Origin of the sequence: Paraburkholderia sp., from assembly GCF_036488505.1 — a bacterium.
Classification (GTDB): domain Bacteria; phylum Pseudomonadota; class Gammaproteobacteria; order Burkholderiales; family Burkholderiaceae; genus Paraburkholderia.
Genome location: NZ_DASXHN010000275.1, coordinates 1 through 19514 on the forward strand (window position 1 = coordinate 1; position 19514 = coordinate 19514).

The 19514-nt window shown below is 63.0% G+C and carries 19 protein-coding genes and 1 pseudogene; 8 read left to right on the top strand and 12 right to left on the bottom strand.

The features are described 5' to 3' along the window. Positions 1–458, bottom strand: a 458-nt coding sequence (locus tag VGH68_RS16405) for a DJ-1/PfpI family protein (protein WP_331604705.1), incomplete at its 3' end; no start/stop codon positions are given. Positions 459–587: 129 nt separating this feature from the next. Between VGH68_RS16405 and VGH68_RS16410 the strand changes: the two genes are divergently transcribed. Further along, positions 588–1004, top strand: coding sequence for a rhodanese-like domain-containing protein (locus VGH68_RS16410; protein ID WP_331604706.1), 417 nt, complete (start codon positions 588–590; stop codon positions 1002–1004). Positions 1005–1197: 193 nt separating this feature from the next. Then, positions 1198–2490, top strand: a complete 1293-nt coding sequence (locus VGH68_RS16415) for an aspartate carbamoyltransferase (protein ID WP_331604707.1) — start codon at positions 1198–1200, stop codon at positions 2488–2490. A 51-nt stretch (positions 2491–2541) separates the two neighbouring features. Here VGH68_RS16415 and VGH68_RS16420 read toward each other — a convergent pair whose 3' ends face one another. Then, positions 2542–3366 (bottom strand): alpha/beta hydrolase family protein, encoded by an 825-nt coding sequence (locus VGH68_RS16420; RefSeq protein WP_331604709.1) that lies wholly within the window; start codon positions 3364–3366, stop codon positions 2542–2544. A gap of 164 nt (positions 3367–3530) precedes the next feature. Beyond that, positions 3531–3677, bottom strand: a pseudogene (locus VGH68_RS16425) (flavodoxin family protein); the annotation flags it as partial. Between the two features lie 360 nt (positions 3678–4037). Between VGH68_RS16425 and VGH68_RS16430 the strand changes: the two are divergent. The 4 genes from VGH68_RS16430 (at position 4038) to VGH68_RS16445 (ending at position 8618) form a co-directional block, all read left to right on the top strand. Next, the gene (locus tag VGH68_RS16430) at positions 4038–4967 is read left to right on the top strand and encodes a LysR family transcriptional regulator (protein ID WP_331604710.1); all 930 of its coding nucleotides are present in this window, start codon (positions 4038–4040) and stop codon (positions 4965–4967) included. A gap of 193 nt (positions 4968–5160) precedes the next feature. After that, positions 5161–6201 carry an Ldh family oxidoreductase gene (locus VGH68_RS16435; RefSeq protein WP_331604711.1) on the top strand — a complete coding sequence of 347 codons (1041 nt, stop codon included), beginning with the start codon at positions 5161–5163 and terminating at the stop codon, positions 6199–6201. A 136-nt stretch (positions 6202–6337) separates the two neighbouring features. Continuing rightward, positions 6338–7618 (top strand): MFS transporter, encoded by a 1281-nt coding sequence (locus VGH68_RS16440; RefSeq protein ID WP_331604712.1) that lies wholly within the window; start codon positions 6338–6340, stop codon positions 7616–7618. Between the two features lie 268 nt (positions 7619–7886). Then, on the top strand, positions 7887–8618 hold the full coding sequence (locus VGH68_RS16445; RefSeq protein ID WP_331604713.1) for an ABC transporter substrate-binding protein: 732 nt from the start codon (positions 7887–7889) through the stop codon (positions 8616–8618). Between the two features lie 252 nt (positions 8619–8870). On the opposite strand, the gene VGH68_RS16450 is transcribed toward VGH68_RS16445, so the two are convergent. The 3 genes from VGH68_RS16450 to VGH68_RS16460 all read right to left on the bottom strand — a co-directional run bounded on the left by VGH68_RS16450 (position 8871) and on the right by VGH68_RS16460 (position 11003). Then, positions 8871–9224: a DUF1428 domain-containing protein gene (locus VGH68_RS16450; RefSeq protein ID WP_020067568.1), complete on the bottom strand. Its 354-nt coding sequence runs from the start codon at positions 9222–9224 to the stop codon at positions 8871–8873. A gap of 577 nt (positions 9225–9801) precedes the next feature. After that, positions 9802–10161, bottom strand: coding sequence for a protocatechuate 3,4-dioxygenase (locus VGH68_RS16455; RefSeq protein ID WP_331604714.1), 360 nt, complete (start codon positions 10159–10161; stop codon positions 9802–9804). After that, entirely contained in the window at positions 10158–11003 is an 846-nt protein-coding gene (locus VGH68_RS16460) for a gallate dioxygenase (protein ID WP_331604715.1), read from the bottom strand. The genes VGH68_RS16455 and VGH68_RS16460 overlap by 4 nt, the downstream gene beginning before the upstream one ends. A 388-nt stretch (positions 11004–11391) precedes the next feature. On the opposite strand from VGH68_RS16460, the gene VGH68_RS16465 reads away from it, so the two are divergent. Together VGH68_RS16465 and VGH68_RS16470 are read left to right on the top strand one after the other, a co-directional pair. Then, positions 11392–12093 (top strand): GntR family transcriptional regulator, encoded by a 702-nt coding sequence (locus VGH68_RS16465; RefSeq protein ID WP_331604716.1) that lies wholly within the window; start codon positions 11392–11394, stop codon positions 12091–12093. Next, complete coding sequence (locus VGH68_RS16470) at positions 12090–13406, top strand: LysR family transcriptional regulator (RefSeq protein WP_331604717.1); 1317 nt, start codon at positions 12090–12092, stop codon at positions 13404–13406. The genes VGH68_RS16465 and VGH68_RS16470 overlap by 4 nt, the downstream gene beginning before the upstream one ends. 178 nt (positions 13407–13584) lie before the next feature. On the opposite strand, the gene VGH68_RS16475 is transcribed toward VGH68_RS16470, so the two are convergent. The 6 genes from VGH68_RS16475 to bamA form a co-directional block, all read right to left on the bottom strand. Further along, positions 13585–14292, bottom strand: coding sequence for a substrate-binding domain-containing protein (locus VGH68_RS16475; protein ID WP_331604718.1), 708 nt, complete (start codon positions 14290–14292; stop codon positions 13585–13587). A 14-nt stretch (positions 14293–14306) separates the two neighbouring features. Further along, positions 14307–14990, bottom strand: a complete 684-nt coding sequence (gene ligK, locus VGH68_RS16480; RefSeq protein WP_331604719.1) for a 4-carboxy-4-hydroxy-2-oxoadipate aldolase/oxaloacetate decarboxylase — start codon at positions 14988–14990, stop codon at positions 14307–14309. A 2-nt stretch (positions 14991–14992) separates the two neighbouring features. Continuing rightward, complete coding sequence (locus tag VGH68_RS16485) at positions 14993–16018, bottom strand: amidohydrolase family protein (protein ID WP_331604720.1); 1026 nt, start codon at positions 16016–16018, stop codon at positions 14993–14995. A 70-nt stretch (positions 16019–16088) separates the two neighbouring features. Beyond that, the gene (locus VGH68_RS16490) at positions 16089–17447 is read right to left on the bottom strand and encodes an aromatic acid/H+ symport family MFS transporter (protein ID WP_331604721.1); all 1359 of its coding nucleotides are present in this window, start codon (positions 17445–17447) and stop codon (positions 16089–16091) included. 541 nt (positions 17448–17988) lie between these two features. Next, complete coding sequence (locus VGH68_RS16495; protein ID WP_331604722.1) at positions 17989–18186, bottom strand: hypothetical protein; 198 nt, start codon at positions 18184–18186, stop codon at positions 17989–17991. Between the two features lie 140 nt (positions 18187–18326). Further along, the coding region (gene bamA / locus VGH68_RS16500) for an outer membrane protein assembly factor BamA (protein ID WP_331604723.1) at positions 18327–19514 on the bottom strand (1188 nt) is incomplete at its 5' end.

Here is a 19514-nt window from a genome sequence, read left to right on the forward strand (position 1 = left end):
CCTTCGTCGACATACAGCGCATCCGGCTGTACGCGCAGTTGCGGATAGCGCTGCTGCAACTTGTCCGCGTAGCGCCAGTGAGTCGTGACGGTCTTGCCATCGAGCACGCCGGCCGCCGCGAGCACGAACACGCCCGAGCAGATCGAACAAAGTCGCGCACCGCGCTCGTACGCGCTGCCGATCTTTTTCAGCAGCGCGGCGGGCGGCGCTTCGTCCGCATCGCGCCAGCCGGGAATCACGATCGTGTCGGCGCGCGCGAGCAGCGTCGGCGTATGCGGCGCGGCAATCGTGATCCCACCTGCCGCGCGAATCGGCCCCCGCTCGGCCGCGCAGACCGCGAAGCGATACCACGGCACGCCGAGTTCCGGGCGTTCGAGCGCGAACAGCTCGGTCACGCAGCCAAATTCGAAGGTGCAGAGCCGGTCGTAGGCCAGCGCGACGACAAGATGGTTTTGCATGGCGCGATGTTACCGGAGATTGACGATTACGCCACTTATCCGCAGGCGGCCCAGCCGGCACAATCGGATCGCCTAACGAATCCGCTTCAGGCGCCCCGCCACCCGGCCAATTTTCCAAGCTGGTACATCATGCCCATTGCCCATTCGACCACCAACGCCGTCACCGCAATCCCCGCCGCCGATAGCGCCGCCGCGCTCGCGCACTTTCATGCATCGCTGCAGTTCGAAACCGATTGCGCCGACGTGCACGCCGCGCTCGCGAGCGGCACGCCCGGCTTTGTGCTGCTCGACGTGCGCAGCCCCGCGCTGTTCGCCGAGGGCCACGTGCCGGGCGCGCTCAATCTGCCACACGGCAAAATCGTCGAGTCGAAGCTGGCCGGCTATCCGCCGGACACGCTGTTCGTCACGTATTGCGCTGGCCCGCATTGCAACGGCGCCGCGCGCGGTGCGTTGCGGCTCGCGCAACTCGGGCGGCCGGTCAAGCTGATGGCAGGCGGCGTGACAGGCTGGCTCGACGAGAGTCTCGCGCTGAGCCATCCGGACTGACCCGCCCGAGCTCGGCATGGATGCGGAATCACGCGCCAGCGGCGCGGGATTCGGTTCGGCGAACGCGAGTCGGATCTGCCGCACGAGCGCGCGCGAAAAAGCGCTTGACTTCCGCCACCGGAAATCTAATATACGCACCGCGTACATTTCGCGCCACACTCCCGCCGCCCCCTTCCTTCCGACAGGTGCCCTGATGAGCGTTCCGCAACAAGCCTTCCTACGCGATGCGATGCGTCGCCTGAACATGACGCGCGACACGTTCGCGAGCCGCATCGGCGTATCGCGCCGGGCGCTCGATACATGGCTGCTGCCGGACGACTCCCAGGAATCGCGAGCGATGCCGGAAATCGTCGAGCGCTTTGTGTCCGAGATCGTCGTCAACGCGGAGCCGGGCGAAATACATACGCAGAGCGTAGACTCGCGGTCGCTCGCCAGCCAGATGCTTTTCGAAGGCAAGCCACAGTTGCTGTCGGTCGATCAGTTCTCGCGCGACTCGGTGGAGGCACTGTTTCGGGTCGCCGACATCATGCAACCCATCGCGCGGCGCCGAAAAATCTCGCGCGTGCTCGAAGGCGCGGTGCTCGGCAACCTGTTCTTCGAAGCCAGCACGCGCACGCGCGTGAGCTTCGGCGCCGCGTTCTGCCGGCTCGGCGGTTCGGTGTGCGACACCACCGGCTTCACGTTTTCATCGATGGCCAAGGGGGAATCGATTTACGACACGAGCCGCGTGATGAGCGGCTACGTCGACGCGCTGGTGATCCGCCATCCGGAGCAAGGCTCGGTGGCCGAATTCGCGCGCGCGACCAATGTGCCGGTAATCAACGGCGGCGATGGCCCGGGCGAGCATCCGAGTCAGGCGCTGCTCGATCTGTACACGATCCAGCGGGAGTTCTCGCGGCTCGGCAAGATCGTCGATGGTGCGCATATCGCGCTGGTCGGCGACCTCAAATACGGGCGTACCGTGCACTCGCTGGTCAAACTGCTCGCGCTGTATCGCGGCATCAAGTTCACGCTGGTTTCGCCGCCGATGCTCGAAATGCCCGGCTACATCATCGAGCACATTTCGCGCAATGGTCACGTGATCGAACAGACGCACGACCTCCACAATGGCTTGCGCGGCGCCGACGTGGTGTACGCGACGCGCATCCAGAAGGAGCGCTTCACTGACGAATCATTCGAAGGCTATACCCCGGATTTCCAGATCAATCAGGCGCTCGTCGACAGCGTCTGCGGCGCCGACACGCTGATCATGCACCCGCTGCCGCGCGACAGCCGCCCCGGCGCGAACGATCTGAGCACCGATCTCAATCACGATTCGCGGCTCGCGATTTTCCGGCAGACCGATAACGGCATTCCCGTGCGGATGGCGATTTTCGCGGTGCTGCTCGGCGTGGAGAAACTGGTCCAGCATTCGATGCGCGATGCCGCATGGCGCCCGCCCGCTTATCTCGGCCCGGACGATGCGGTGTTTCACGGCATCGACTGAGCGGCGCTATTGGCGCGCTGCCGGCCGCTGCGTCAGTCGCGCGCGTTCGCGTCACACCGCGTGTCTGAACGCGCCGGCAAAGAACAACACCTGGTACTTCACCGCGTTCGACCAGTACTTCCACGTGTGGCCGCCAGGCCGCTCCGCGTAGTCGTGCGGCACGCCCAGTTCGATGAGCCGCTCGTGCAGCAGACGGTTGGACTGCACCAGCGAGTCGTTGACACCACAATCGATCGTCAGCGCGATATGTTCGCGGCTGAAATCCTGCGCGTTCGCGACGATCGCCTCGCTGTTCCAGAACCCGGCGTCGCGCGCCGGATCGCCGAACACGCGCTCGATGCCCGGTTCGCTCTCGCTGCCGCGCGGGTCCACCGCGCCGCTGATGCTGCCCGCCGCACCGAACGCATCGGGCCGGTCGAGCGCGATTCGCAACGCGCCGAAGCCGCCCATGCTCGAACCGGTAATCGCGCGTGCACGCTTCGTTGCAATCGTGCGGAAATGCTGGTCGATGTAGGCCACCACTTCGGTGCCAATATAGGTTTCGTATCGGCTGCGCGGATCGACCGGACTGTCGATATACCAGCTCTCATGGCCGCCGTCCGGCATCACGAGAATCACGCGATAGCGGTCAGCCAGCTTGCCGATATTCGACTTCGCGGTCCAGTCGGTATGGTCGCCGCCCGAGCCATGCAGCACGTAGACGACCGGAAAGCGCGCAGCCGTGTTGCCACGCATGTATTGATCGGGCAGCACCACGGTCGCATCGAACGAGCGATGCATCGCCGCGCTCGGAATCGTGATGACGCGTGACTGGAATGCCCACGCCGGCGACGCGACGAGCATCAGAATGAGCCAAAACGCACGAACCGGATTCATGGTGGGTCGCTCTCCCGCTTGTCTTCCGCCGGGCGGCAGGGGGTTTCGCTGTCAGCCGTCCGAATGAAAAGGCCATTGCGTGCATCACGCACATACACGCAATCTTCACCAACGACTCTACCAACGGCCACTTACAACCAATTTTCAGCGAACCCTACGATCCGTCAGATTCCAGCGTCGACCTGCGCGGCGAAGCCGAGCTTGTCCGGCGCGAGATCGTCCCGCAATGTGAGCGCCGGAATCGAATAGGCGCCCCCGTTCTGCGGCCGGAACGCGATGGGTGTCGTATTCCATCGATCGTCGAGACGCTGTTGGGCAAGACCAGCGAATCAGCTGTGCGTCGGCTTCCACACTCGGAAAGGCGCGCACAACTCGCACCACCTCGTCCCTGTATGGACCGACGATCCATATGAGAAGGGCACAAAGGCCCGTTCGCATGATGGCGTCCGCCTGGCTCATCAGCTGCGTTTCTCCTGAATGAAGCGACCGCGACCGCGCGGCTCACCGGAATCTGCAGTCCCCGCCGGCGTCGTTCTAACCGTGCAGTCGCCTGGTGCGCGCTCTCGCGCTGCACGGGCCATTGCCACTTTCCGGATAATGCGGTTCAAGATGTCGCGGTCGTGTTGCAAGGGCCGTGCACAAGCAAGCCACTACATCCACCTACAAGCAAAATGAACTTTGATCTGTCCGACCTGCGCGCCTTCGTCGCGTCCGCCGACTTCGGCAGTTTTCGCGCCGCCGCCGACTCGCTCAACATCTCGCCGTCCGCACTATCTCGCCGCGTGGAAAAGCTCGAATCGGCGTTGAACATGCGGCTCTTTGAGCGCACGACGCGCAAAATGGAACTGACGGTCGCGGGTCGTTCTTTTCTCGAAAAGGCGCGCAACGTACTCGCCGAACTCGAAAGCTCGCTGTTCGGGATGGAGGATCTGGGACGGCGGTTGACGGGGCTCGTCACGATCGCGTGCGTGCCGTCGGCCGTGAGCTTTTTCCTGCCCGGCACCGTGAAGGCCTATCACCAGAAATACCCCGGCATCCGCGTGCGGCTGATCGACGAAACATCGTCCGTCGTCTTTCTCGCGGTGGCGCGAGGCGACGCCGACTTCGGTCTCACCTATATCGGCACGCAGGAACCCGACATCGAATTCACGCCGATCCTGCAGGATCCGTTCGTGCTAGCTTGCCGGCGCGATCATCCGCTAGCGGGCAAACGCTCGGTGAGCTGGACCGATCTCGCGAAGTACCCGGACTATCTGCTGCTCGCGCAAGGCAGCGGCAACCGCACGCTGATCGACAACGCGCTCGCGCAATCAGTACAACAGCCGCGCTGGTTCTGCGAAGTACAGCATGTGCCCGCGCTCGTCAGCATGGTCGAAGCTGGCCTCGGCATCGGCGTCGTACCAAAGCTCGCGCTGCCGCGTGATCGTCGTCGCTCACTCGTCGGTATTCCCGTAACGGGACCGGGCGTCGTGCGCACACTTGGCGTTATCCGCCGCAAAAACCGTCCACTGACGGTTGCCGCGCAGCATTTCTTCGATCTGCTCGTGCACCCTCGTACTGGCACCGGACGACGCGCTAAACGGCGTGCGCCGTCGACCTGAAAATCGCGTTTTCGCGCGCCGCGAGTGATCCCAGATTCGTGCGTGCCACACAATAATCCAACGAAAAAATGCGTTTGCCCGGGGAATCGTTCGGTCGGATCATGTGTGAAACGCAAGCGCTGCCCTGCACTGTGCCGTACTTCGGCGGCCGCTTGAATCACATGGTTTTCAGATCGAAGGAGACACCCCGTTCATGACCCCGTCAACCACCACCGAAGGCATCGTCAGCAAGGCCCGCCTGACGGAGCTGACAATCGACGCGCTGTGCGCGCTCGGCCTGAATCGCACCGACGCCACCGACACCGCCACCATCCTCGTGCTCGCCGACCTGTTCGGTTTGCGCACGCACGGCACCAGCCGCGTCGAATCGTATGGCTCACGTCTGCGCATCGGCGGCATCAATCCGGCGCCATCGATTGCATCCGAGCAGGTGGGCCCGGCGCTCTACCGACTCGACGGAGACAACGGCGTCGGCCCGCTGGTCGGCTATCGCGCGCTCGAACTCGCGATGAAAGCCGCGCGCGAACAGGGCATTGCATGCGTCTTCGTGCGCGGCAGCAATCACTTCGGCCCGGTGTCGCCGTATTCGTATCTCGCTGCCGCGCAGGGCTTCGCCAGCATCATCGGCAGCAACGCGACGACGACGATCGCACCGTGGGGCGGCACCGACGCGCGGCTCGGCAACAGCCCGGTCGGCTTCGGCGTACCGAATCCGCAAGGCCGTCCGTTCATTCTCGACATGGCGATCAGCGTCGCCGCGCGCGCGAAGATTCGAAACGCGCTCAAGCGCGGCGAAGCGATTCCCGGCGACTGGGCCACCGACGCGCAAGGCAAGCCGACCACCGACCCGAAAGCGGCGCTCGACGGCTTCCTGCTGCCGATCGGCGGCCACAAGGGCTACGGCCTCGCGCTGGTCGTCGATCTGCTGGCCGGGCTGATGTCCGGCGCGGCCTACCTGACGCACGTGAAGTCGTGGGAAGACGACCCGGATCAGCCGCAGAATCTGGGCCACTTCTTCATCCTGATCGACACGTCGATGCTCGGCAGCGGCGCGTGGCTCGCCGCGCGGATGACCGACTACGCGGCGATCCTGCACGGCTGTGCGCCCGCCAATCCAGATGCGCCGGTGATCGTCCCCGGTGAGATCGAACTAGACCGCTTCGACAGGCAGATAGCCGACGGCATCGATATCGGCGCAGCGCAGCTGGCGATGCTGGAAGCTGCCGCAGGTTGAAGCGCTGACACACCCGCGCATTGATGTACCGGCGCTCACCGATGCGCGGCCCAGGTGAGGAGACAGACGACCGACCCGGCGTGCCGTTCCCGCGTACGGGGGCGTCAAGCACATAACAAGAGACAAGGAGCGACAGGTGACACACATTCGATGGCGCATCGTCCTGCTGCTGTTTATCGCAGGCTTCATCAACTACCTCGACCGCTCGGCGCTATCCGTCGCCGCGCCCGCGGTCGCGCAGGAACTGCATATGTCGCCAGCCAGCATGGGGCTGGTGTTCTCGACGTTCTTCATCGGGTATGCGGCGTTCAATTTCATCGGCGGCTGGGCGGCCGATCGCTGGGGCGGCAAGCGCGTCTTCTCCGGCGCGATCCTGATGTGGTCGTTGCTGTGCGGCGCGACCGGTTTCGCCGCCGGTTTCGGCTCTCTGCTGGCGATCCGCACCCTCTTCGGGATGGCCGAGGGACCGCTTGCGACGACGATCAACAAGCTCGTGAACAACTGGTTTCCGCACAAGGAATCCGCGACCGCCTTCGGTTTTGCCAATTGCGGTCTGCCGCTGGGTGGCGCGGTCGCCGGTCCGGTGGTCGGGCTGCTGACGCAAGCGTATGGCTGGCGCATCGCGTTTGCGGGCGTCGCCTGTTTCGGACTGATCTGGCTGGTGTTCTGGCAGTTCATGGCCACCGACAAGCCGCATCAGCATCCGCGCGTAGCAGACGATGAGCGCCTGCTGATCGAATCCGACCGCAGCGTCAGCGAAAATCCGGCGAACGTGCAGAGCCTCGCCTTCTACCTCAAACAGCCCGCCATTCTCGCGGCGATGATTTCGTACTTTGGATATAGCTATATCCTGTTCTTCTTCCTCACCTGGTTCCCGAGCTTCCTGATGATGGACCGTCATCTAAGTCTGAAGAGCATGAGCCTTGCGACGGTGCTGCCGTGGGTGCTGGGCTTCATTGGTTACGGCCTGAGCGGCGTGCTGTCCGACCTGGTCTTTCGCCGTACCGGAAACGCACTTCTAGCGCGCAAGTGGGTGTTGATAGTCTGCCTCGGGCTGTCGGGCACCTGCGTCGCACTCGCCGGTACCGTGACGACCACCACCAGCGCGCTGCTGCTGATGGCCATTGCGGTGTTCGCGCTGTATCTGAGCGGCAGCACGTACTGGGCGCTGATTCAGGACACGGTTCCGGGCGCGAAGCTTGGCAGCGTCGGCGGATGCGTGCATTCGATCGCCAATTGCGCGGGCATCATCGGACCTGCGGTAACGGGGTTTCTGGTCCAGCAGAGTCATACGTTCTTCAGCGCGTTCGTACTCGCGGGCGGCATCGCGCTCGCCAGCGTGATCGCCGTGACGATCCTGCTGCGACCCCGGACAGCAGTGCGGCACCAGTCCAACGAAGCGGGCATCGCCGGCTGACTGTCCATGCCTGATTCCGAAGAAAACCTGCAGCAACCGGCCGATTCCGACGACGGCTTCGGCGAGGGCCTGTCTGCTATGGCGCCAGCGACGATTACACGACGTCGATCTCCGGCGCCCCCCCACCGCTCAACGCCTCGGAACGGCGTTACTGTTCAGCACGGCTGGTGCATCAGGAGCAACGTCGTTGGACTCGCACCGTCGAGAAGTCCGTCGCAACAGGGCTACCCCCGCTAAACCAACTCAACTTCCAATACCTCACACCAACATGGAATTCGATCCGTCCATCATCCGAGCCTTTGCGCCAATGGGCGCGGTGCGCGCCTCCATCAACCTCGGAAATCCGATTCTCGCGGTCAAGGACGCGTCGGGCAAGCCGTCCGGCGTCTCGGTCGATCTTGCGCGCGCCCTCGCTGAGAAGCTCGGCGTCGAACTGGAACTGGTCGTGTTTGACGCGGCCGGAAAGTCGGTTCAGGCCGTTAGCGAGGAGCGCGCGGACTTCGGTTTTTTTGCGATCGATCCACTACGCGGCAAAACCATCGCGTTTTCCGAGCCGTACGTGCTGATCGAAGGCTATTACATGGTGCGCGACGCGTCGCCAATCCGCCGCAATGCGGACGTGGACCAACCGCAGCATCGTGTGGCCGTCGGCAGGGGCAGCGCTTACGATCTGTTCCTGACGCGCGAACTGAAGCACGCGCAGATCGTGCGCGCGCCCACCTCGCCGACCGTGGTTCAGACGTTTCTCGAACAGGACCTCGAAATCGCGGCGGGCGTCAAACAGCAGCTCGAAGCCGATGCGCATCGCGCGCCCGGCCTGCGTCTGCTCGACGAGCGTTTCATGGTGATCCAGCAGGCGATGGGTGTGCCGATAAGCCGCGGCACAGCAGCGGCCCATGCGTTGCGTACGTTCGTCGAAGAGATGAAAGCATCCGGGTTCGTCGCCCAGGCACTCGCGCGACACGGTATCGCCGGCGCATCGGTTGCGCCTGCGGGGTGAAAGCTGTACTCAATTTCGGAAACCATGTAGTCGCGCCAACCGTCATCGCGCATTGCCGCGCCCCGGATGAGCGGCAGCACCGGCTTGCCTTCGATCCGTGCCTCGTATGAAGGCAGTCTGAGCGCGGCGAGTACGGTGCACCGATGTATCGAGGGCATCGGACAGGCCCAACATACGCATCAGCGTGCAGAAAATTCAGGTGCATCGCACGCTCCTGGGCCATTGTCGAGCGGCGCCCCCTTCTTTGGCCCCTCATGCGTCCACGATCACTTCAAACCCGCCGTAGATCAGCCGCTTACCGTCGAAAGGCATCGGATTCGTGTCAGGCTGCAGCCGTGGGTCAGCCATCACCGCTTTCATTCCGTCGTCTCGTGCCTGACGCGAAGGCCAGACAACCCAGGAGAACACCACCGCCTCGTCATGCTGCCGTTTGACCGCCATCGGAAAAGACGTCACCTTCCCTTCCGGGACGTCATCTCCCCAGCACTCGACCACCTTCAATGCGCCGTGCTCCTTGAAGACGGCCGCTGCCGATTCGGCATGCTTCCTGTACGTTTCACGATTGGCCGTGGGCACGGCGGCGACAAATCCATCTACGTAAGTCATGAGCGATCTCCGTTCGCGTTGATGATGAATAGGGGCGCGAAAGCGACGTCGGGACCGCATTGTCGCAATCTTGCCGCCCTATACGCACGACGAACCACGTTTGAAAAAATCGACAAAGCTCACGACATATTTCGAGGTCTTCCGAAACTTACACTTGCGGGGGAACGCATCTGACCATACTGAGGTTCGGAACCGTGCGTGTTGGTGGTCTCGGAGTCAACTTCACAACGCTCTTTAGCCTTCTTGCTAATAGCTCGATCAGTGAAAGCCCGAGCAAAGCCTCCGGGACGAGTGACGGAAGTTTTAGCAAGCCAGCAGGCGATGCAAGCGGCTGCGTTGAGCCGCGTTCTCGGCGAACTCGCCGACCGTATCGTGGCGTCCATCGTCGCATTCGAACCGGAAATGTCGAGGCCTTTTCAGCGTCGATCGCGCAGTACCGCTACGGCCTGTCTTCGCAGAGAGCCGGTTGATCCGCTGCTCGACGACAGACGTTTCCCATTGTGACCACACATCGAAACTTCAGGTCAGATAAACCGCCGCACATTGCGGTTTTGACGCGCGCCTGGACGCGCGGTCTTTAAACGGCATCGGGTACCCGGCGCGTCTTCAGGAACGCTTCGAGTGTTTCGCCGCGCATGCTCGCGTACACGCCGAGATTCGTGATCTTCACGACACGAGCGAACTTCTCGAGCACGAAGAAACACACCCCATAACGGATTAGGCCAATCCAGTCCGTGTTATCGACCAGCGTGCGCTCTTCTGCCGTCAGGCCGGCTGCATCGTAAGCGGCGGTGCGGTTTTCCAGCCACAGCGCGCGCGCCGACGCCTCGCGCATCTGCCAGAAGAACCGGTTCAGGCGCATCGCCTTTATGCTCTGACGAATATCGAACGGATACGTGCCGGTCAGTTCTTCGACGCCAATCAGCTGCGGATTCATTGCGCCACCTCGTTATCGTAGATCGTCACGGCCATCGCGGTGCTGGTCGCCAGATAGTAGTTGCGATGCAGTTCGCGGACGTTCTGGCCCAACGCTCCACGCATCGCGAGCCACATGATGGTCTCGACGCTCTCCGCCCCGCCGAGGCGCACGTAGTCGACATGCTTCATCGCGGCAAGACGCTCCGGATCGTTGACGATCAGGTCGAGAAACTCCATGTCCCATTCGGTATTGTTGAAACCACTGCGCTCGCCATGCACCTGGTGCGACAGGCCGCCCGTGCCGACCACCACGACCTTCAGGTCCTGTTCGAACGATTCGATCGCGCGACGCAGCGCCTGGCCGAGCCGGTAGCAGCGATTCGCAGTCGGCAGCGGATACTGCAGGACGTTGACCTCGAGCGGCACCAGCGACATCGGCCAGCCGCCCTGATGCGGCAGCATCAGCGACAGCGGCGAATTGCAGCCGTGATCGAGCGGCCGGTCCTGAAAGACGGTTAGATCGAACTCGTCGGCGACGAGCTGCTCGGCGATATGGATCGCGAGATCTGGATGGCCGGCGATGTCCGGCAGCGGACGCTTGCCCGCGCCTTCATCGGCGAATTCGTGATTGGGCGACACGCCGAGCGCGAACGTCGGATAGCAGTCGAAGAAGAAGCTGTTCGCGTGGTCGTTGTAGAACATCACCATTACGTCGGGCTTCTGCTCGGCCAGCCACTGCGCGACTGGCTCGTAGCCCTTGAACAGCGGCGCCCATGCTGGGTCGTTCTGCTTGCCCTTATCGAAAGCCAACCCGATCGTGGGTACATGGGAGCTGCCGATACCGCCAATGATTCTTGCCATATTCGTTCTCTTCCGTCGCTTCTTTTGCTGCCAATCGGATGGGTCGCCGGGTTCACCGCGCTGGTCAACGCGACCTTCTTGGGATACAAAGATAGAAATTGTGCCGCGATCCGGGAAGTCCGGGTATACCTCAGTCGACGCTGCCCCGATGGGAAAAGACCCGGCAATTAGGCACGGGACGAGTGGATGAAACTGCCGCGGCCCACGCCGCACATGGCTACCTCTGTATCCCAAGGCCGCCCGGCAAGCGCTACGCCGCGCTCGGGAGGTCAGCTGCTCGATAAATAAAATAGATGCCTATGAAAACAACTCGCAACGCGCTTTTTACGGCTTGGTGCAACGTTGCACGCGTGGCTATACTGCGGTGCCTCCGGACGAGTGACAAGCAATGAACGAGACGACCCAGCAAGCGATTGTCCAGACCTTACGCGAAAAGATCCTGTCGGGCGAACTGGGGCCCGGACAGCGGCTCGTCGAAGCACAACTCGCGCAACGGCTCGGCGTATCGCGCACGCCGCTGCGCTATGCGTTGAGCGTGCTGTGGTCGGAAGGCCTGCTCGATCGTTCGGGCTCGCGCGGATACGTCGTGCGCCGCTTCAGCGTGCGAGACATCCTCAACGCGATCGACGTGCGCGGCGTACTCGAAGGACTCGCCGCGCGCTCGGTCGCCGAAAGCGGCGTGAGCTCCGCGCTTGCCGACCCGCTTGACGACTGCCTGCGCGAAGGCGATGAGATTTTTGAGCAAAGCCGTCTGCACCCAGGCGACGACATGCGTTACGCGCAGATGAACGGCCGCTTTCATGCGCTAATCGTCGAAGCGGCGCAGAACCAGGCGATCACGGGCGCGCTCAGTCTGAACGGCAAAATCCCATTCGTGTCGCCGTTCACAATCGCGTTCGACGAATCCGCGCGCGAGCGCCAGTTCGCGATGCTGATGTACGCGCATCGACAGCATCATGCGATCGTCGATGCGCTGAAAAATGGCGAAGGCGCGCGCGTCGATGCGCTTATGAAGGAGCATACGCATATCTCGAAGGAAAGCCTGAACCTGTCGCTGCCGTCGTTGCATCTGATCGCGGGCGCGGCATGAACAAGCATTCGCGTTCCACCGAAAGCACCTTGCTGGCCGCGAAAACGCCGCTGTCGGTAAGCAACAAGGACCTGCTCAATCTGGCGCAACTGCGCGCTTTCCGGCTCGTCGCCGAGATGGGCAGCGCGACCCGCGCGGCGGCCGCGCTGTTTCGCGCGCAGTCGGCAGTTACGCGTTCCGTCCAGGAACTGGAGTCGGCGCTCGGCGTACCGCTTTTCGATCGCGGTCCTTCCGGCATGCTGCCAACCTCGGTCGGCCGCGCGGTGCTGCTTCGCTGCGAGCGGATTTTCGCGGAACTCGAAGAGCTCGCGCAATGGTGCGCCACGAGACAGACACGCCGCCGGCCCGTGGCGGAAGGCGCGTTGCCCGCCTATTTGCTCAACACCCGGCGGCTGCAATTGTTCGCGGCGCTTGCTCGGCATCGCCACATGCCGAGCGCGGCGAAAAATTTCGGCATCAGTCAGCCCGCCGTGAGCACCGCGATTCGCGTACTCGAAAGCGGTTCAGGACTCAGTCTGTTCCATCGCAGCCCGCGCGGCATTCTGCTGACGGCCGACGGCGAAACGTTTCTGCTGCACATACGCCGCGCGCTGAACGAACTACGGCACGTACCCGACGACATCGCCGCACTGAACGGCAGGATTCAGGGCTCGGTGACGGTCGGCGCGTTGCCGCTCGGTCGCACCCTGATCCTGCCAAAAGCGATCGCGCGCATGACCTCCGAGAATCCGGGCGTGCGCGTGGTTACCGACGAAAGCGCGTACGAGACACTCGTCGCCGGTCTGCGCGCGGGCGACATCGACTTCGTTCTCGGCGCGCTACGCGACAACGACGCGACGAGCGCCCTAAAGAACGAGCGGCTCATGTCGGAGGACATGGTGGTGTTGGTGCGCCGCGATCATCCGCTGACCCGCGCACGCAACTTGACCATCATGGATCTGCGCGTCGCGCAGTGGATTCTGCCGCGCAGCAATGCGCCGGCGCGCGCGCTGTTCGAAGCGCAATTCAAGCGGATGAAAGCGAAGCCGCCGCTGCCGACCGTCGAAACCGCCGACCTCGCGGTGATTCGCGGTTTGCTGCTCGGCACCGACATGGCGGCGGCATTGTCGGCGCAGCAGTTGCATCACGAGATTCAGTGCGGGCAACTCGTGGTGCTCGACGTGCCGCTGCACAACACGCGCCGCGACATCGGCCTGACGATGCGCGCGGCGGGCACGCCGTCGCCGGCCGCGCGCGCGTTGATCGACGCGATTCGGCTGTCGGTCGTCGATGTGACACGTACGGTCAGTATCGCCGCAAACCAGGCACCTTGATTGATTAGGCGGCTTATCTATCCTCGTCCGGGTCCGGCAAGCTGTCGAAGAACGGCCGCCAGTCCGACGGGCTCGGCAGCGTGCTCGCCATCCCCTGCATAGGGCCGGCGAAACCGTTATCTGAAGAAGTGAGGTAAGAGAAAGGAAACTGCCCGGGAGCGGCGCGCGCCGCCGGCCTTCAGGCCGGCGACATACCGTTTTGCAGCTTCGCGCCGCCGGCGTCGCGGGATGCCAGAAATGCGAGCAGCGCCTGCGCCGCTTCGGGCTGGCGCGACACGGTGCAAATCGCGGCGGTGAAAGTCGTCGTGGATTGGACGGCCGACGGGAGCTCGCCGAGCACGTCGATGCCCGGCACGTGAATCAGTTCGCTCATCTGCTGAAAGCCCAGCGCGACCTCTCCGCGTGCGACGAGCGTGCCAACCGGCACTCCCGGCGGCGCCTTCACGATACGCGGCGCGATCCGTCCGGCAATGCCCCAGCGTTCGAATAGCTTCAGCAGATGGGTGCCGCTCGGCCCCGTCGAGTAACCGACGCTGCGTGCGCCGAGAATCGCGTCGCGCAGCGCGGCTTCGGAAGCGATGTCCGGATGCGTGTCTCTGGCCGCGACTGCTACGGCAATACCCGAGCGCGCCAGGACGACACGGCTCGCCCCATCGACGCAGCCCGCCGCCACGAGCCGTTCCATCGCGTCCGACGCAAGTATGACGATATCGAACACTTCGTTATTTTCGACGCGGCGCGCCGCATCGACGCCGCCGACGGATTCGATTGCGACCGCCTGGCCGGTGCGCCGCCCGTACGACGCGGCGAGTTCGGCCAGCACCTGACGCGTGGCCATCGACGAAATGCCGGTGATCGGCGCGCGCTTCGCTTGAAGGTTGCTCATTGCGACCACGGATGTCAGTCCTTGTAACGCAGTCCAGCCTGCTCGAGCGCCCCGCGCATGTTGTACATGTCGAGGCCGAGCACGCCGGAAGCGAGCTTCGCGCGCTTTTCGGCTTCGTTAGCCTCGCGCGCCGCAGCCTTTTCGAGCACCGCTTGCGCCGCAGCTGCCGGCACAACGACCACGCCGTCGTCATCGGCGACCACGACGTCGCCCGGCGTGACCATTGCGCCCGCGCACACGACCGGAATGTTCACCGAGCCGAGCGTCGCCTTGACCGTGCCCTTCGCGGAAATCGTCTTGCTCCACACCGGGAAATTCATTTCGGTCAGCACGCTGACGTCGCGTACGCCGGCGTCGATGATCAGTGCTTGCGCGCCGCGCGCCTTGAAGCTCGTGGCGAGCAGATCGCCGAAGTAACCGTCGGTGCACTCCGCGGTGACGCCCGCGACGACGACATCGCCCGGCCGGATCTGTTCGGCCGCGACGTGCAGCATCCAGTTGTCGCCAGGTTGCAGCAAGACCGTGACGGCCGTGCCGCTCGCGCGCGCACCGGTGTAGATTGGGCGCATGTACGGTTTCAGCAGGCCCGTGCGGCCCATTGCTTCGTGCACGGTGGCCGAACCGAGCGCGCCGAGCCTCGCGGCCACGTCCGCGTCCGCGCGCTCGATGTTGCGATAGACAACTCCGATTTCATACATGATTACAGCCCCTTCGCTTTGAGCAACGCATCGAGGCGCGGATAAACCCGCCGCGCGTTACCTTCGTAGATCTTGCGACGATCTGCCGCGTCGACGTGCGCCGCTTCGATATAGCGCCTGGTGTCGTCGAAATAGTGGCCGGTTTCCGGATCGATGCCGCGCACCGCGCCGATCATCTCGCTCGCGAACAGGACGTTATCCAACGGAATCACGCGCGTCAGCAGATCGATACCCGGCTGATGATAGACACAGGTGTCGAAGAACACGTTATTCAGCAAATGGTCCTTCAACAAGGGCTTTTTCAGCTCCTGCGCGAGACCGCGGAAGCGACCCCAGTGGTACGGCACCGCGCCGCCGCCGTGCGGAATCACAAAACGCAGCGTCGGGAAATCGCGGAACAGGTCGGAGGTCAGGCATTGCATGAACGCGGTGGTATCCGCATTCAGGTAGTGCGCACCGGTGGTGTGGAAGCACGCATTGCAGCTCGTGCTCACGTGAATCATCGCGGGAATGTCGTACTCCACCATCTTCTCGTAGACCGGGTACCAGGAGCGATCGGACAGCGGCGGGCTGGTCCAGTGGCCGCCCGACGGATCGGGGTTCAGGTTGATCGCGACATTCCCGTACTGCTCCACACATTTGACGAGTTCAGGAATGCAGGTGGCAGGATCGACACCCGGACTTTGCGGCAGCATCGCGGCCGGCACAAAGTTCTCGGGAAACAGCTCGCTCACGCGATAGCAAAGTTCGTTGCAGATCGCGGCCCACGTGCTGGAGACTTCGAAATTGCCGATGTGGTGCGCCATGAAACTCGCGCGTGGACTGAAAATAGTCAGATCGAGTCCGCGCTCGCGCATCAGTTTTAACTGGTTCTTTTCGATCGACTCGCGCAGTTCGTCGTCGCTAATCTGTAATTCCGACACGCTCGGCATCGCGGACGGATTATTGATGCCTGCGATCTGGCGGTTACGCCACGTCTCCAATGCTTTTGGCGCGGTGGTGTAGTGGCCGTGAATGTCGATGATCACCGTGATTCCTCAGTAAATGAAATTAACCAGCGGCGCGCGCGAAAGCTCGCGTGCCGCATTCCTGCATACGTTAATGCGCGGTATTCGGATGCCCGGCCGCTGCACCGCCGCCCACGCGCTGGCTGACCAGAATGGCGATAGCGGCCAGCGTAGCGGGAATCGCAAGCATCGCGAGAATCGCGCCGAACTGCCAGCCGAGGCCGAGCAGCGCGCCGCCGATCGCCGATCCGAAGATACTGCCAAAGCGGCCCATCCCGAGCATCCAGCTCACGCCAGTCGCGCGCGCGGCGGTCGGATAGCGGCCTGGCGCAAACGCGTTCAGGCCGGTCTGCGCGCCGCTCATGCAGAAGCCCGCGGCAAACACGAGCAACGCCAGCGACGACGACAGCGCGCCGATGTAGCCAAGCGCGAGCACGCACAGTGCGCCACCGACATACGCGGCGCTGATAACCGGCGCAGGACGCGCCTTGTCCATGACCCAGCCGACCAGGATCGCGCCGATCGTGCCGCCGATCTGGAACATCGCCGTGACGTTGGCCGCGGTCGTGACCGACAGACCCGCATCTTTCATCAGCGTCGGCAACCAGCCGGTCAGCAGATAGATCACGAGCAGCCCCATGAAATAAGTGGCCCACAGCGCGATCGTCATCGAGCCATAACCTTGCGAGAACAGCACGCCAATCGGCTTGCGCGTCGGCAGTGGCGGTTCGTTCGACACGAACACCTCATTGCCCGCAAAGCGCACGCCGCACACCCGGCCAAGCACCCTACCGATACGCGGCGAAGGCACGCCGCGCACCGCGAGCAAACGGGCCGACTCGGGCAGCAGCCAGACCTGCAACGGGATCAGCGCAAGCGGCAGTGCGCCGCCGAAAATCAGCACCGAGCGCCAGCCATGAACCGGGATCAGCCAGCCTGCCGCGAAGCCGATCAATGCCGAGCCAAGATTGAAGCCCGTGAACATCACGGTGATCAGCAAAGCGCGCCTGCGTTGCGGCGCGTACTCCGAGAGCAGCGTCGTCGAGTTCGGCATCGCCGCGCCGAGGCCGATACCGCTCAGCAGACGCAGCGCCGCCATCGCCACTGGCGATTGCGTGAATGCGGTGGCGATCGTGAAGATGCCGAACAGAAACACCGATGTGATCAGCACCCACTTGCGGCCGATGCGGTCCGATGCCGGACCCGCGGCCAATGCGCCGATCACGAGACCAATCGGCGCCGCGCTCATCACGAGCCCGAATTCGGGGCGCGAAATCGCCCATTCATGAATGATGGACGGCGCGACGAAACCCATGATCGCGACGTCCATGCCGTCTGCGGTCACGATCAGAAAACACAGCGCTACCAGTATCCACTGGTAGACCGAAATTGGCCGTTCGTCGATGAACGCCTTGATATCAATCCTGTTACCGCTCGTCGTCCTCGTCATCAAAAGTCTCCTGTCTCCTTCATTTGCCCTCGGCGCGCGTCGGAAGCGGATTGCTCCGCCATGTACGTCGGTCCCGTAACCATCATGGCGATAGCCGCCGCACGTCTTACTCAAGCACTGGCGTGAAGGTACGTATCGTCATTAGCGGGCCAAAGCGCGGGTTAACCATAGGGGCGAGGCGATTACCCGCATTTCTATGGTTCCGCATAGCTCCCTTAACGCAGCGCCGATCCGCTGAAAGCACCGCCGGACAAGCGCTCAGACGACGTCTACGGCCCTTGAAAGCGGGCTTCGTAAAGCCCGTTTCGCGTGGGACCTCATAAACGCAACAGATGACTCGGGAACGAAGTCGCATACGACGGCGGGACACGCCAGCTTTCGCGGTCGGCCAGGATGCGGCCCGTGACATGGCTATTCACCCCCGACTAAGGGGCGCAAAAAACAAAAAGCGGAACGACCGTACGACTGTCGTTCCGCCTCGGGATCAGCCGGCCTTTGCCGGCCCTGCCCTTGAGTCAATTACCGCGGAGCGCTATACGGCTCACGGCGCCGCGACACCGCGCGTCGTCGCCGTATAACGCGTGTAGAAGCTCGCGCCGGCCCACTTGCGCGAGGACGCCGTGTAGAGCGGTGCGCCTTGCGTGTAGTTCGCACCGTTGTGCCAGTCGCCCGAACCGGTGTACTTTGCGACCGCCGGGTACGTGTAACATTGTCCTTCAAGCCGATGGAGGCGCTGCAAGCCGACACCGGCTTCCTACAGCAGACCAAGTCGCTCCAGGCTTCCTTCGATATTCGGATGGGACAGCAGATCAAAGGCCGGGACGGATCGTATGAGGCGACGTGGCAATACGAATCGTCGAAATCGCACCGACGACAGCGTTAGAACGATGTGCCTATCTGGAACTGGAATTTCTGGTACTGATCGCCTGCGTGCCTGACGAGCGGAAAGCCCAGACTCAGCTTGAGCGGGCCGATCGGCGAAATCCACGCGAGACCCGCCCCATAGCCGTAGCGCAGTCCGTTGGCGCCAACGCTACTGCCCTCGCTGCCCCATACGTTGCCGCCGTCGAGGAAAGTAAAGACGCGCAGTGTGCGGTCATAGCCGGATCCCGGCAATGGAACGGTCAGTTCGATGTTGCCGACGACCATCTTCGAGCCACCGATGGGGTCGTTCGTGGTCGCGTCGCGCGGCCCGAGCGAGCTTGGCTCGTAGCCACGCACTGAACCGATGCCGCCCGCGTAGTAGTTCTTGAAGATCGGATAGGGCTTGCCGTCCAAGCCATTACCGTAGCCGCTCTGGAAATTCAGACCGAGCACAAAGCCGCGTGCGAATGAATAATAGTATTGCGCCTGAAGGTCCGCCTTATAGTACGGTGTATCACCGAGCGGCGAGCCATATTCGGCGTTGGCTTGCGTATAGTAGCCGCGGCTCGGGACAAGCGCGCTATCACGGTCGTCACGCGACCATCCGACGGTCAACGGCACGTTGTTGGAGACGCGCCCAAAGTCCGTGACGTAATCCTTATAGCTCTGCGGTGTGTTGGCGTCGATATCCAGACGGTTCTGCTCGAACCCCAAGCCGAAGTACACCATGTCGGACTCGGAAAAAGGCACGCCGAATTTGAGGTCGGCGCCAGCCGTAACGATTCGGAAACTCGAGTCGGTCGAATAGTACAAGGGCTCCGTCGTTCGGTAATAGACGTCGGTGATGCGCTTGATGCCGTCGACTGTGAAGTACGGATCGACCTGCGTGACGGTCAGCGTACGGTTGGTAGTCGAGGTATTCACATTCAGCGCGAGGCTCGTGCCCGAGCCGAACACGTTGTCCTGCGATATGCCCGCGGAAATAATCGGGCCCTCGCCCGAGCCATAGCCCAGGCCGAGCGAAAGCGTGCCGGTGGGTTTTTCCGTCACCTTGACGTCGATATCGACCTGGTCCGGGGTGCCTTCGACCGGCACCGTGGTCACCTCGACATCGGTGAAGTAACCGAGGCGGTTGATCCGGTCTTTCGACAGCGCGAGACGGTTGGAATCGAACCACGAGCCCTCCATCTCACGCATTTCACG